Source organism: Novosphingobium sp. Sphag1I, from assembly GCF_056279125.1.
This window is the reverse complement of the sequence record NZ_JBWBQS010000003.1, coordinates 297,771-311,710: the sequence shown is the minus strand read 5'-3', so window position 1 is coordinate 311,710 and position 13,940 is coordinate 297,771. Positions and strand designations below refer to the sequence as shown.

Sequence of the window (13,940 nt, the reverse complement as noted above, 5' to 3'; positions counted from 1 at the left end):
AGGATTTCGGGGCAAATGGCCAGTAATGGGGGAAGCATTACGATGATTTCAGAGTTTTCAAAAAGATCGCGCCGGGCAATTGCGCTGAGCGCCGCGACATTCCTGACGCCGTTTGCCTTGGCAGGCGCAGTGCATGCGGCCGAAGCAGAACCGGCGGCCGAACCTGCCGCAGCGGCGGAACAGGGCGGCGGTCTTGGCGACATCGTGGTTACCGCGACCCGTCGTTCGGAAAGCGTCCAGAAAGTGCCGATTTCGATGCAGGCGCTGTCGATGGAAAAGATGGCCGAACGCAACGTCAAGGGCCTCTCCGACTTTGCCGCGCTTATGCCTTCGGTGTCCTTTGCCGGTCTTGGGCCGGGCCGACAGACCGCCTATTTCCGCGGCATTGTGCCGGCGGGCGGTAACTATGCCTCGGTTGGTTATTACCTTGACGATATTCCGATCACCGGCACCAGCGTCCCCGACATTTTCGTTTACGACATGGAGCGCGTCGAAGGCCTTTCGGGTCCGCAGGGCACGCTTTACGGCGCAGGCTCGCTGGCCGGGACGATCCGTATGCTGACGAACAAGCCCAAGTTGGGCAAGTTCGAATGGGGTTATGACACCGACCTCAACAAATATGGCAAGGGCGCCATGGGCGGCCAGTTTGCTACATATGCCAACATCCCCTTTGGCGAAAAAATTGCCGCCCGTGTGATGGCGTTCTATCGCAAGGAAGGCGGTTACATTGATAACACGCCCAACAATGGCAAATTCAACAATGGTGCGTCTTCGACCTTGAATTTGGGCGATAACAATCCGTTGACCAGCTACACGCTCGACAATTCCAAGATTGCCAAGAAGGATTACAACCCGGTCACCATGTATGGCGGCCGTGTCACGGTTCTGTGGGAACCGACCCCTGGTTGGCAGATCACGCCCCAACTGGCGGCCCAGTCGCAGACCGCCTATGGCTATTTCGGTTATGACCCGCGCGTGGGCGATCTTCAGGTGCATGACTATGACCTGACCCGCCGTATGGACTCGTGGTATCAGGGCGCCTTGTCGGTCCATGGTCATATTGGTGACTTTGATGTCGTATCCTCGACCGGCTATTTCGGCCGCAAGGTTCACCTGCAGAACGACTATACCTATTACACCGTGACCTATGACGGTTTCGGCGCCGGTTATGAAAACTATCTCCAGTTCTTCAGCAAGGATGGATGTACCGGTTCGGGCGCATCGATGAAGTGCTCGAAGCTGATCAATCCGCAGCAATATTATGAAGGCTGGCGTTACGAAGAGAAGTTTACGCAGGAATTGCGCTTCTCGACGCCCAAGAGCTGGCCCTTTGATGCGACCTTCGGTGGTTTCTATCAGTGGCAGAAGACCGAAATTAACAATGACTACGGCATCCACGGCCTGTCGAATATCGCAGGCTATACGATGTCGGGCGGCGGTGACAGCAACCCTGCCGGATTTGGTATTCCCACCTCGGCGGGCGGCACGATGGTGCTGGGTACGCCGGCGGTCAAGCGCGATGCATTCTATCTCAGCGAGTCAAACAGCTATACCAGAGACGCGGCGATCTTTGCCGAAGCGCATTACAACATCACGCCCAAGCTGAAGATCACCGCCGGCATCCGTTATTTCTGGACGGACCTCAAAACGCTCGGCTTTGGCGGCGTGATGGCCACGGCCCGGAATACGACCACGACGCTTTACACACCGACGGGTGCTTATGGTTGCCCCACGCCTTTGCCTGACAATGTACGCCTGACCTGCCTTAACACCAATATGCTCGATCCACAGAGCATCGGGCGGTACAAGGAACAGGGCGAAACCCACAAGGTCGCGATCAACTATCAGTTGACGCCGTCCAAGATGATCTATGCCAACTATTCGACGGGTTTCCGTCCGGGTGGTTACAACCGCCCGCTGCGTATTCGTCGCACCGGCTTGCCAACGGTTGTGGCCTCGGTTGATCCGTTCAAGTCGGAAACACTGACCAACTACGAAATCGGCTTCAAGACGACGTGGAACAATATGTTCCGCTTTAACGCCGCCGTTTACATGGAAGACTGGAACAATATTCAGTATTCCGTGGTTATTGCGGGCACTCAGGGTGCGGGCATGACCGGCAATGCCGGTAAGGCGCGCGTTTATGGTGTCGAATATGACGCCGACCTAAAGCTGGGCAAGGTCACCATCAGCACGGCAGGCGCTTACAACAATGCCAAGTTGCAGGGCAACTTCTGCAACTTTGCGTATGACTCGACTTCGAGTTCGATCTCACAGCTGCCCTCGTGCTCTGTGGGCCAAACCACCGGGTCGCCCCCGGTCGCTACGGTGGCCGCCGTTGATGGCACGCGCCTGCCGCGTCAGCCGATCTTTAAGGGCACGACATCGATCCGTTATGACACGGATATTGGTGATTACCGCGCTTACTTCATGGGTGCCGCGCTGTATCAGACCAACGCGACCCAGGATCTCAACACGTTCAACAATCAATTGTTGGGTAATACCGCCGGCTTCACCACGTTCGATTTCACGGCCGGTATCAAGAAGGACACCTGGACGCTCGACATCTATCTGCAGAATGCTTTCGACAAGCGTGGTGGTCTGACGACCAACACCTTCTGCTCGATCACATTCTGTTCGGGTTCGTCGCGCACCTTTACGGTCCGCCCGCAAATTTTCGGCATTAAGTTCGGCCAGAAGTTCTGATCAATACACTTCTGACCTGATCCAGTTCACCCTGCGAAGGTAAACTAAAACCCCCATGGTTTGCGCCATGGGGGTGTTTTTTCAGATTGGCATGTGGTGTTCAGGCCGAGAGCGCGGCGATCAATGCGGATCGGTTGGGATTGGGCATGTCTTGGGCCAGTTTTGCGGCAAGACCGCTGGCCTGCGCAACGGCAAAGCTGATGCCATAGAGATTGCGCCTTTGCGGCACACCGGGAATGGGGCGAGGGTATCCGCTGGCAAAAAGCTGTCCATCCCGCCATTGCCAGCTTTCGCGCGCAATATCCCAATCCAGCCCGACGCCCAGTACACCGGGCAGGGATCCAGGCAGGCAAGACGCGCCATCCGCCTCGGCCGCAGCCAGAATAAGGGCGTTGGCCGCCTTGGAAATGGCCGTCGCAAACAGCGGCGCGTGCGCCACATTGGTGGTGCCAAGGCTGAGATTGATGATCGTGGCGCCTTGGCTGGCGGCAATGTCTATCGCGGTGACAAGAGCCAGCGCGCTGCCCCTCAAGGCATCATGGAACACACGGATGGGCAGGATGTCGGCCTCGGGCGCCTTTTCCTGAATGGCGGCGGTGACGGCCGTGCCGTGACCCAGGCGGTCCAGAGGTATGGCGCCTTGTTCAAGGATCACGCCGTCCGATCCAATGGCGAAACCGGGGCACAGGCGGTCCGCCATGATATGGGGGTGATCGGGATGCACGCCGCTGTCGATCACGGCGACCAGAACGCGATCAGCCATCGATCGTAACGCCATCCTTGAGCGTAATGGTCATATCGGCCAGTTGCGTCAGCGCCGGTTTGTGGGTGATGACGATCAACGTGGCATCGGGCAGGGCGCGGCGCAGGCTGGCGGCGATCAGCGCTTCGGTTTCTCCATCCAGCGCGGCGGTGGGTTCATCAAGGATCAGCGCCGAAGGTTTGCGCAACAAGGCCCGCGCCAAGGCTACGCGTTGCCTTTCCCCCGCCGACATGGCCAGACCGCGTTCCCCTACCGGGGTTTCCAAACCTTGCGGCAGACGGGCCAGCAAGCCTTCCAGCCCCGCATCATGGGCGGCGGCCACAACCGCTTCGTGGCCCGGATCGTCAAGACCAAAGGTGATATTGGCATAGAGCGTCGCGTTGAACAGGAAAGGCGTCTGTTCCACCAACAGCATCGCGCGGCGCAGATCACCCAGCGCCAGATCGCGCAGATCATGCCCATCAATCGACACCCGCCCGCCATCGGGATCGATCATACGCACCATCAGATCCGCCATGGTCGACTTGCCCGCCCCGCTTGGCCCAAGGATCGCGCAAAAGGCGCCCGCCGGAATGACGAAATGGGCGTCGCGAAGCACCGGATTGCGACCGTGCGACAGCGTGACATGTTCAAACCGAATCTCGCGCGTAATGGCGTTAAGGGGATGCGGGTTTTGCGCCTCATCCACCTCCGGCTTTGTGTCCATCAATTCAAAGATGCGGGCCAATGCCACCCGCGTCTGGGCCAATGTGGCGGAAAGGCCGAGCAGACCCTGAATGGGCGCAAAAAGCCGCTGCTGATAGGCCAGAAAGGCAACCAGCGTGCCGATTGTCATGCGCCCTGCGGTGATCTCATAGCCGCCCCACAGCATCGCCCCTGCGGTTGATGCGCTGAGCAAAGTTCCCGGAACAGCGCCAGATAGGAAAGACGTCACCTGCATCCGCAACATGGCGCGCACAAAACCACCATTGGCGGTGGCAAATCTTTGACGCTCACGCTGCTCCGCGCCCAGCGCCACGACAGTCCGCATGCCCATGATCGTATCGACCAGAAGGCTGCCGATATCGGCCCCGGCCTCGCGCATTTGCCGCGACAAGTCGGTCAGACGCTTTTGCGCGCGCAGGAAAGCCCCTACCGCCAGCGGCACCAGCACCACGCCCACAATGAACAGCCGCCAATCGAGCCATAGCATCAGCGCCACACTGCCGATCAGGAACAGCAGATTGGCAAGGGCGGCCAGCAGCGTATCGCCCGCCACGCGCTGAATGTCCGACACGTCGCTGTTAAGGCGGCTCATCAAATCGCCAAGGCGGAAGCGGCCAAAGAAGCGGGGCGACAGCTTTTGCAAATGCGCCAGCACCGCGACCCGGATGTCGAACAGCATCGCCGCCGAGAGCGAGACATGCAGCCAACTGGCCAGAATGTTGAGGACATAGGAGCCGACCGTGGCCCCCAGCATCAATCCGGCCACTTGCCACAGCACGTTCATGTCGTGGCGCATAAGCGCGCCATCGATCATCAGCTTGGAAATATAGGGTTGGGCCAGACTTAATCCCGTTGCCGCCAGACTGACCAGCACGACTGCGGGCAGGCGCGGAAGATAAGGCCGCAAATAGGGCCATAACCGTTTATAGGCGGACCATGGGGCAGGAGGTGGAGAGGCGTGTACGGCGTTATGCGGCGCGTTCAGGTCGCGGCCTCCCGTTCAATCAGTTGAAACCCGCGCAACAGATAGCGCGGCTCTGGCAAATGCGCCAGTTGTTGTGTGGTCCACGCATAGCCTTGGGACAGCGCGGCAACCTGTTCTCGCCACCATGGCGTATCGCCGCCTGTGGCATAAAATTGGCCCGAAATCTGGATATGTCGGCGCAGCGAAGCGGTCAGCATGGAATGGTAATGCGTCGCCAGCGCATCACGATCACCCCGATGGGCGATGACGGCGGCGGCCAGAATCGCCTCGCGCACGGATTGCGCGCTGCCATCGCCGCAGATCGGGTCAAACGCGATGGCCGACATGCCGCAGGCCAGCCAGTCCGGCCCGGCAAGGCGCGCCAGTTGCCGCGGGGCGGTTTCAAATCCGGGCGAACTTTCCCCCAATCCGGCAATTTGCGGAGCCACCAAAACGCTGTCTTCGAGCAATTTTTCGAGCGGCGCGCCAACACCCAGCAGCCAGCAGTCCTTCGGCCCCGAAGGGATCAGAAACAGCCAGCCCCGCGCCACAGCCTCGACATGGCAACAGGCATAATCGGCCCCGGCGCGAAGCAAGACGCGCGCCGCCATGGCCCGCCTTTGGCCAAAGCGCATCAGGTTTTCTTCGGGAAAGGGCGGGGCGCAATGTAGCGCCATGATAGGCGCAGCGACATCCACATCCGCCACCAGTTCACCGCCCAATGCCGAAATCAGGTCATTTTCCGAAACCACCACCGCGCCATGCGGCATGGTGACCGCATCGCCGCCCCAACGCACCACGCGGGTGGTGATGCGGTGATGTTGCGCAAACAAATCCTGACGGCCAAAGGCATCGCGGATCAGGCCGAGCGCCGCATCGGAAAGCATGATAACCGGCACGGGTGAACGCCGTACCGGTTCATGCGCAATCGCAAATCCGTGCGCGCGCAGCAAATGCGCGGCGCAAGCCCCTGCCAACCCGCCGCCACGCACCAATATGCTTTGGCTTGAGGACGTCGGCGAAAGGGGCTCCTCCTGCAACATGGGATTATTGCGCGAAAACCATGCCCGCCATCGTGGCGTCAGCGTCCAGGTTCCACGTCTTGTCCCATTTCAGCGTCTTGGCGTCATAGACTTCGATGTCATAGCTGGCGCCATAGATGTAGAGCTTCTTGCCATCGCTCGACATGCCGAACTGGAAACGCGAACGGCACGGGAATTCGGCTTTGTCCACGACCTTGTTCGCGCCAAGGTCAAAGTGCCAGAATTCGCAGCGCTTGTTGCCGGTCGTGCCCTGGGTGGTGACGGTATAGCCGTCCTTGCCATCGGGCGTGATTTGCAGACCCGCCATCTGATACGGAGCCGGGCCGATGGGGGTGAAATCAAAGCTCTTGGACGCCAGTTTGAAACGGCCGATGCCAAAGATCTTGTTGTGAATATACGGGTCGGCTGCGGTGAACAGCGAGACATATTCGTCATTGTTGCGCAGCAATTCCACGCCGCCGCCAAAGCTGTTCTGCTCCAGCCCCGAACCTTCGGGCTTGGCCATGTCGATGCGATCGACGACCTTGAAGTCAGAGGTGTTGAGGATGATCACCTTGTCGCGGAACAGATAGAGCAGCTTGCCATCGGGCGAGACCATCATATGTGCGCGCGCGGCGTTGAGCGTATTGTCCTCGTCGGGCAGGTCGACGGTCTTGACCACCTTCTTCTGCGCCAGATCGATGGTGGCATATTGCCACTTGCTCACCTTGTAACGATCCACCGCTTTGTCGATGGTCATCATGATGGTGTAGTAATATTTGTTCGAAGGATCGGGCACGCCGCCGGTAAAACGATATTTCGTCGTCGGCGTGTTCAGGCTGAACTTGTTGATCACCTTACGCGTCGCGGCGTCGAGAACTTCGATCCCGCCGGTCGTGTTGGTGGTCACATAGATCCGCTTGTGATCATTCGACATGCGCAGGTTGGTGGGCAGGCCCGTATCAAGCTTGATATGCTCGTTGATCTTGCCCGTGGCTTCGTCCACCACAAACAGCTTGTCGGGATAGGTGCCCATCACGATGGGGGCGGCGGCGGCGGCCACCGGCAGCGTGGCGAGCAAGGCGCCGGCCAAACGCCGCGAGAGGCGGAAAGAAATGCCAGAGCGAGAATACGTCATGCGGCAGGCTCTTTCATAAGAAAGGTCGCGAGAATGACGGGAGCAGCGCGCGGCCCGGCGTAACCCGACCGCGCGCACCCCCTCATCACGGAAAGATGATGTCCAGGCTGCGCCAGTCCTTGGCCGCCGCCGAGCAATTGCTGGCCCAATCGGGCGAGTAATTGACGTGGTCGGGCACCTGAACCGGCCAGAAGCAGGTGACGTAACAGTCATAAATGTCACGTTCGACAGGCTGGCACAGGCCCGCTGTGCCGCCGCTGGCATCCACTTCCCAACCAGGCGAAAAGGACAGGGTACAGCCCATCGGCACATGCGGGCGAACCTGTTGCAGGGCCACGACATCGTCCTGCATGGCCGCGGTTTGCGCGGTCACGCTTTCGTCAATCGCCTTGGCCTTCTGGTTGATGGGGCGCAAATGCTTCATGACAGGCCCTTTCTTTCGGCAAACTTTTCAAGGAATTCGGGATTTTGCACCGCCAGCGCCCCCTGAATTTTCAGGCAGGTGTCGGTCCATTCGCGGATCCAGTCGCAATAATGCAGATTGGCATGGCCCGTGTCGCCATAGCGGACAAAGGCTTCGTGATGGCATCCGCCCGCGCACAAAGGCCGCGCCCAACAGGACTGGCATTCATACTTGGCGCCGACATGGCCCTTGGTCAGGAATTCGCCCTGCGCCTTGCGGTCGATACCCGATGAAACGTGGCCCATCACATGGCTGTCGGCATCGGTAAAGCGATGGCAGGGCGACAGATCACCCGAAGGCGAGACGCCCAACAGGCCCAGACCCGCCCCGCAGGGGTGGCTCTTGTTGGTGCCCTGAACCAGTTCGCCAATGGTTTCCGATACGTTGGAAAAGCCGTGCATCCGGCCCTTCAACGCATAGTCCAGCCATTCGTCGGCCAGTTGATGGAATTGCTCCAGCACCGTCACCATGCCTTCTTCGCCCAGCGAATAGGCCTGTTCACCCGATTCCGTCACCGGAGCGAACCCGACTTCGTGGAAACCAATGTCTTCGCGCAGATGGCGGAAAATCTTGACCACATCGGTCACGCCCTGGCTCAGCGTCACGCGCGCCGTGATGGCGCGGGTGCGGTGGCGGGCGATCAGCTTGCGCAGCTTGGGCTCGATGACATCATAGCTGCCCTTGCCGCTTTTATAGACGCGGCGCTTGTCCTGCATCTCCTTGGGGCCGTCGATGCTGACCGTGACGCCGATTTGTTCGGTCGCCAGAAACTCGATGATCTCGTCGGTCAGCAGCGTGGCATTGGTGGTCAGGCTGAAGGTTATGGTGCGACCCTGGGCCGTGGCCTGATCCGTTGCATAGGCGACGACTTGCCGCAAAAGCGGAAAGTTCATCAAAGTTTCGCCGCCAAAGAAGGTAATATGCACCGCCGGGCGACCGCCCGATTGTGCCAGCAGCAGATCGACCGACGCTTTGGCTGTATCGATCGTCATATACTTGGGCTTGCCATTGGGCGTGGCGATCTTGTCCGCGCCAAATTCATAGCAATAGGTGCAGGCCAGATTGCACTGGTTTGTGATGTTGAGCACCAGTGCCTGAAGCGGATAATCGCCCTCCGGCTTGGCCGGGGCGGGGGCCGCGACGGTCTGATCCGAAACGATCACGCGGGCAAGGCGAAGCTCGCGCACCAGATCCTCGGCATCCACCGCGCTGTAACCCGACCCGGTCAGAGCGGCGATCAGATCAGCATGGGCCATTTCGCCTGCGTCCAGCATGGCCAGCACTTCGCCCACCGCACCGTCGAGCGCAAAGATGGCGCCCGCCGAAACGAGGTAGATGAAATCCTGACCCTGGGCGTCAAAGCGGTGGACTTCGCCGCTGCGATAGGTGTGGTTCAAAGGAACGCTCACTGATTCACCTCCGGCTGATCCCAGCGCTTATAGGCAGGCACGGTGACGACCATAAAGGCCTTGGCGGTTAGGGGCTTGCCATCGGCGCCCTTTTCCGTCTTGGCGGTCGCGGTCACCCAGACTTCGCCATAATTGTTGCGGTTCCACTTGCGTTGCGGATTGGGGCCATCGATGTTCGGCGTGAAGAAGCCAGCGGTCGAAAGCTTGCCGACGAAATTCACGTCATCATCGTAATAGACCGAGGGGAATTCACCCATCGAGAAACTGGCGTCGATCGGCCCGATCGCCACGTCATCGGCGGTGCCTGCCTTGCCGTCGGCGCCCTTGTCATAACCAATGGCTTCGAATTGCAGGTATCCCTTGGGGTGCTTCTCGCTGCCACCCAGACGCGCCAATGAGGTTTCCGGCGTGACCTTGATGTAATCGACCTTTTTATAGATCGGCAGCGCCTTTTCCAGCACCGCGCCGCCAATGGCCACGTCATGCGCGCCCACGGTGGCATCGGATGCGACATCGACGCTCAGCACGATCTCATCGGCGCTGGCCGACACGATCTTTTTCGCCACGACGCCCTTGCCCAGCGTGATGTCCGACAGGGCCAGCTTGGTGGGCAGTTTGTCGCCGATGATGTGCAATTCGGCGCCCGCCGTGCCCACCTTGACCGCGTCGGGCGTGACGCTGGCGATGGTTGGTTCGGCGGTGGCGCGGGTCAGTTTGACGTCAAAGCCGAACTCTTCATACGCGCCCCAATACCAACGACCGGCGGCCGACTTCTGATCGGGGGCGAACCACATGGTTTCGCGGGCTTCATGCGCCGGAGCGTCCGGGGCGGTCATGTCGCCCGTGCCCTTGGACTTGCCGCGCCATGAATAGCCCGAATAGACGATGCCCGTCCCCGTGCGGGTCAGGGTCGAGCCATCCTTCAAAGATTTCAACGTGATCGTGGTGGTGAAATCATCGCCTTTGGGCGCGATCACCATGGAACCGGCATAGCGACCCTTGCCCGGCAGATCGGCGGAAACCAGCCATTTGCCCGACAGAGCGGCGGGGCGCATACGCGCGCTCCACGATGCCCATTCGGCCGAATGCAGCGGGGCGGTCTTGCGCATATATTCCAGCGCGACTTCGCCCGGCGTCGGCCCCTTGGATGCCGGTGCGCCGTAACCTTGCGGCATGCCATGTTCGTCGACGCCGCGGCGATATTGCACCTCGGCCTGCGAATAGAGCGCGACGTGGAATTCCTGAAGCAGCTTCCATTCATTGGCCGACCGGCGCCAGCTCAAAGGCTGGGCAAAAGCGTGGCACGAGGCGCAGGCCGCACGCACAGTTTCATTGGGAATGTTGGTTTCATCCAGCACCCGCTTTTCGGTCAGATACATGACCGGCTTTGCCTCGTCCGGGGCCAGACCATGGCTGGCCGAGAGCGAGCGGATGACCTTTTTGGCGTCCTCGGCGGTGATGACCAGACCGTTGAGCTTGACCATGCGGTGGATCGCCTGTGCCCACCCTTCGGGCGTGGTGCGCATCCACGAAATGCGCGACAGGTTGCCCTTGCCGTCATTGGTGTGGCACGCGCCGCATTTGTCGATGACCAGCTTGTCGGTGACGGGAATGCCCGCTTCCTTTTCACCGGCCTGTTCGTCGGCCTGTGCCACGGCGGGGGCTGCGCCATGCAGAACCGCCATGCCCAAAGCCGTTGCGGTCAGCCCCAGCAGGGCCAGGCGACGACGCGCCCAAAGGCCGGGTGTCGATGGCGCGGTGGCGCCGTTATCCGAGGGATCGGACGGGAAGGCCATATCGTAAAATTCCCCCCAAGCTGGAATTCGCAAGCTGAAAGACTGTCGCGATGAATCGCCGCTTCGGGGGAAAGATTGGACGGGTGTCAAAATTCGTTCAAGCGCCTTTTCTCCTGATACGCAGTTTGGCGCAAGCCATGCCGAACAGCCCAAGAAAAAGCCCGCCTCACGCTTCGTTTGGGGCGGGCTTTTACGTTTTGTAATTCAAGGAGTTCAGGTCAATTTCAGCGGCAAATCGCGCAACCTCTTGCCCGTTGCCGCATAGATCGCATTGGCCAGCGCCGGGATCACCGGAGGCAGCGAAGGTTCACCAAGGCCCGTTGGCGGATAATTGGTTTTAAGGAACTCGACCGCAATTTCACGGGGCGCCTGCTCCATGCGGATCAAGGGGAAGTCGCCAAAGCTTTCGGCCTGAACCACGCCCTTGATTTGCTCGATCTTCTGTTCGATCAAGGCTTGCCCGATGCCTTCGTTGACGGCACCCTGAACCTGATGACGGGCGTTGATCGGGTTGATGATCTGGCTGCCAATGTCGCCGCATGCCCACACCTTGTCCACGCGCACGGTGGTGGCGTCGGTCAGGGTGATATCGACCACTTCGGCAAAATAGCCGCGATGACAGAAGTAGAAGCCAAAGCCGCGCCCGCGCTTTTCACCCTTGGCGCCGGGGGCCAGTTTGCCGCCTTGCCAATTGGCCATTTTGCACACGCCATCGATAACGGCGCGGGCGCGGCCCGAATGCATGATCGGGCGGCCCGGCACGACCGGCAATTCACGCGGCGCGCCCAATGTCCGGCGCATCAATTCGGGCAGATCAATCCAGGCGGCTTCGGCCACTTCGTCCATAAAGCTTTGATAGACAAAGGCCATGGCGTTGGATGTCGGCGCGCGTAGCCATCCCGTCGCCAGATTGGTGGGCAGATAGGTGACGCCGATTTCGGAATCGGCCAGAACATTGACCGGAAATTCGAACGGGCTCATTTCCGCCGCGCGGATCGGTTTCCCATCCTTGCCAAAGCTGACGAAATGGTCGCGGAACGCCACCAGATCGCCCTTGGCGTCCAACCCTGCGGTAAAGCGGTGCCAGCCTGCGGGGCGATAGTAATCGTTGCGCAGATCGTCGGTGCGGTCGAACAGGATCTTGACCGGCTTGCCCGGCATGGCCTTGGCCACTTGGCCCACCATGACCATATAGTCATTGAGCAACCGTCGCCCAAATCCGCCGCCGATACGCGTCTGGTGGATGGTGATATCCTCGCCCTTCATGCCCAACATGGCGGCGGTATCATTGCGGCCATTGTTGGGGGCCTGACTGGGCGCCCAGATTTCCAGCTTGCCATCGACCCAGCGGCCCGTGCAATTTTGCGGCTCCAACGTGCCATGGGCAAGGAAGGGATAGGAGTAGTCGGCGCTGACCGTCTTGGCGGCGTCTGCCAAGGCTTTGGCCGCATCGCCATTCTTGGCATGGGCCACCTGCGGCCCGGCGATAAAGGCGGCGGCGGCGGCCTTGTCGTAACCCTCGGTTGAGAAGCCGACTTGGGCTGCATCGTCCCACGTCACTTTGACGGCATCGCGCGCGGTCTTGGCGGTCCACCAACTGTCGGCGACGACAACCAGCGTGTCGAATTTGCCGGGAGGCACCGAATTGCTGTTGACCGGGATGACCGCCAATACGCCTTTACGCTTCAGCGCAGCGCCGGCGTCATGGGTGGCGATGGTGGCGCCATGGGCAGGGGCCTTGATAATCGCGCCATGCAGCAGGCCCGGCATATCGACGTCAATGCCGAACAGGGGCTTGCCCCGCGTGATGGCCACCGTGTCCACGCCGACTTTGGATTGCCCGATGATGGTAAAACGCGAGGGATCTTTCAGCGCGACCTTGGCCAGATCGGGCGCGGTTTCGCCCGCCGCGCCGCGCGCAAAGGCGGCATAGGGTGCGCTGCGTCCCGATGCCGCATGGGTGACTTTACCCGCCGCCGTGGTCAGTGTGCCAACCTCGACACTCCATTCCTTGGCCGCCGCGTTCAGGATCATCGCCCGCGCCGCTGCGCCGACTTGCCGCATGGGCAGCCAGTTGTTGGGCGTCGAATTCGACCCGCCCGCGCTTTGCACGCCAAACACCTTGTCATTGGCAAGGGTGGGTTCGATCACCACCTGATCCCACGCCAGATCGAGTTCCTCGGCAATCAGCATGGGCAGCATGGTGCGCACACCCTGACCAATTTCCGGGTTTTTGGCGCCGATGGTCACCTTATTATCCGCGCCGATGCGGATAAAGGCGTTGAGCGGCGTTTGCGCCAAAGCCGCCCCCGGCGTATCGGCCAGCGCGACATGCGCCTCGAACGCCAGCGCGCCTGCGCCAACCAGCGATGCGGCCATAAAGGCGCGGCGGTCCAATGCCGGGTTGATGGTGGGGGCGCTCATGCGGCGTCTCCCGTCACATCGGCCATTCCGGCCGCTTTCCTGATGGCGCGACGGATGCGCAAATAAGTTGCGCAGCGGCACAGGTTGCCATTCATGCCCGCATCGATCTCCTCATCACTGGGCTTTGGGTTGGCCAGCAAGAGCGCGGTGGCCGAGAGGATCTGCCCCGCCTGACAATAACCGCATTGGGGCACATCGATCTCCTGCCACATCTGCACCAGTTTGGCGCCTTGGGGCAGGGCGCTGGCGCCTTCGATCGTGGTGATCTTATGGCCCGCCGCCGCCGAAATCGGCGTCTGGCACGAACGCACCGCCTGACCGTCGAGCAGGACCGTGCAGGCCCCGCAAAGCCCCTGACCGCAGCCGAATTTGGTTCCCGGCATCTTCAATTCTTCGCGCAGCACCCAAAGCAGCGGCTTGTCCGCATCGGCGGCCACGCTCACCGGCTTGCGGTTGATGGTCAGGGCGTATTTTCCTTGGCTCACGGTTCAAGGCTCCAGCTTGGGCTTACGTCGGTTGCGGGCCGGGCGCATCGCGCACGGTTCTGCGG

Annotated in this window: 10 protein-coding genes; 1 reads left to right on the top strand and 9 read right to left on the bottom strand. The window is 60.6% G+C overall.

Annotation, left to right across the window (positions count from 1 at the left end; all coding sequences use genetic code 11):
• Window positions 1-42: 42 nt before the first annotated feature.
• Window positions 43-2,706: a TonB-dependent receptor gene (locus tag ACZ9HU_RS04995; protein ID WP_476102994.1), complete on the top strand. Its 2,664-nt coding sequence runs from the start codon at window positions 43-45 to the stop codon at window positions 2,704-2,706.
• 100 nt (window positions 2,707-2,806) lie between these two features.
• Here the strand turns inward: ACZ9HU_RS04995 and qhpE are convergent, their stop codons facing one another.
• From qhpE to ACZ9HU_RS04950, 9 genes are all read right to left on the bottom strand, one after another.
• A complete protein-coding gene (gene qhpE, locus ACZ9HU_RS04990) occupies window positions 2,807-3,469 on the bottom strand; it encodes a subtilisin-like serine protease QhpE (protein ID WP_476102991.1) in 663 nt (220 codons plus the stop codon).
• Entirely contained in the window at window positions 3,462-5,081 is a 1,620-nt protein-coding gene (locus ACZ9HU_RS04985; protein WP_476102989.1) for an ABC transporter ATP-binding protein, read from the bottom strand. The genes qhpE and ACZ9HU_RS04985 overlap by 8 nt, the downstream gene beginning before the upstream one ends.
• 74 nt (window positions 5,082-5,155) lie before the next feature.
• Entirely contained in the window at window positions 5,156-6,037 is an 882-nt protein-coding gene (locus ACZ9HU_RS04980) for a hypothetical protein (protein ID WP_476102986.1), read from the bottom strand.
• 148 nt (window positions 6,038-6,185) lie between these two features.
• The gene (locus ACZ9HU_RS04975; protein WP_476102982.1) at window positions 6,186-7,298 is read right to left on the bottom strand and encodes a YncE family protein; all 1,113 of its coding nucleotides are present in this window, start codon (window positions 7,296-7,298) and stop codon (window positions 6,186-6,188) included.
• 85 nt (window positions 7,299-7,383) lie between these two features.
• Window positions 7,384-7,722 carry a quinohemoprotein amine dehydrogenase subunit gamma gene (gene qhpC / locus ACZ9HU_RS04970; RefSeq protein WP_476102979.1) on the bottom strand — a complete coding sequence of 113 codons (339 nt, stop codon included), beginning with the start codon at window positions 7,720-7,722 and terminating at the stop codon, window positions 7,384-7,386.
• The gene (peaB, locus tag ACZ9HU_RS04965; protein ID WP_476102976.1) at window positions 7,719-9,170 is read right to left on the bottom strand and encodes a quinohemoprotein amine dehydrogenase maturation protein; all 1,452 of its coding nucleotides are present in this window, start codon (window positions 9,168-9,170) and stop codon (window positions 7,719-7,721) included. The genes qhpC and peaB overlap by 4 nt, the downstream gene beginning before the upstream one ends.
• Window positions 9,167-10,966 (bottom strand): quinohemoprotein amine dehydrogenase subunit alpha, encoded by a 1,800-nt coding sequence (gene peaA / locus ACZ9HU_RS04960; RefSeq protein WP_476102974.1) that lies wholly within the window; start codon window positions 10,964-10,966, stop codon window positions 9,167-9,169. The genes peaB and peaA overlap by 4 nt, the downstream gene beginning before the upstream one ends.
• A 213-nt stretch (window positions 10,967-11,179) precedes the next feature.
• Window positions 11,180-13,390 carry a xanthine dehydrogenase family protein molybdopterin-binding subunit gene (locus ACZ9HU_RS04955; protein ID WP_476102972.1) on the bottom strand — a complete coding sequence of 737 codons (2,211 nt, stop codon included), beginning with the start codon at window positions 13,388-13,390 and terminating at the stop codon, window positions 11,180-11,182.
• Complete coding sequence (locus ACZ9HU_RS04950) at window positions 13,387-13,875, bottom strand: (2Fe-2S)-binding protein (RefSeq protein ID WP_476102970.1); 489 nt, start codon at window positions 13,873-13,875, stop codon at window positions 13,387-13,389. The genes ACZ9HU_RS04955 and ACZ9HU_RS04950 overlap by 4 nt, the downstream gene beginning before the upstream one ends.
• Window positions 13,876-13,940: the final 65 nt, after the last annotated feature.

What these genes read in the sequence shown, in the direction of transcription:
- ACZ9HU_RS04995 (WP_476102994.1), top strand. Translation starts at nt 43, where the DNA reads ATGATTTCAGAGTTTTCAAAAAGATCGCGCCGGGCAATTGCGCTGAGC.
- qhpE (WP_476102991.1), bottom strand. Translation starts at nt 3,469, where the DNA reads ATGGCTGATCGCGTTCTGGTCGCCGTGATCGACAGCGGCGTGCATCCC.
- ACZ9HU_RS04975 (WP_476102982.1), bottom strand. Translation starts at nt 7,298, where the DNA reads ATGACGTATTCTCGCTCTGGCATTTCTTTCCGCCTCTCGCGGCGTTTG.
- qhpC (WP_476102979.1), bottom strand. Translation starts at nt 7,722, where the DNA reads ATGAAGCATTTGCGCCCCATCAACCAGAAGGCCAAGGCGATTGACGAA.
- peaA (WP_476102974.1), bottom strand. Translation starts at nt 10,966, where the DNA reads ATGGCCTTCCCGTCCGATCCCTCGGATAACGGCGCCACCGCGCCATCG.
- ACZ9HU_RS04955 (WP_476102972.1), bottom strand. Translation starts at nt 13,390, where the DNA reads ATGAGCGCCCCCACCATCAACCCGGCATTGGACCGCCGCGCCTTTATG.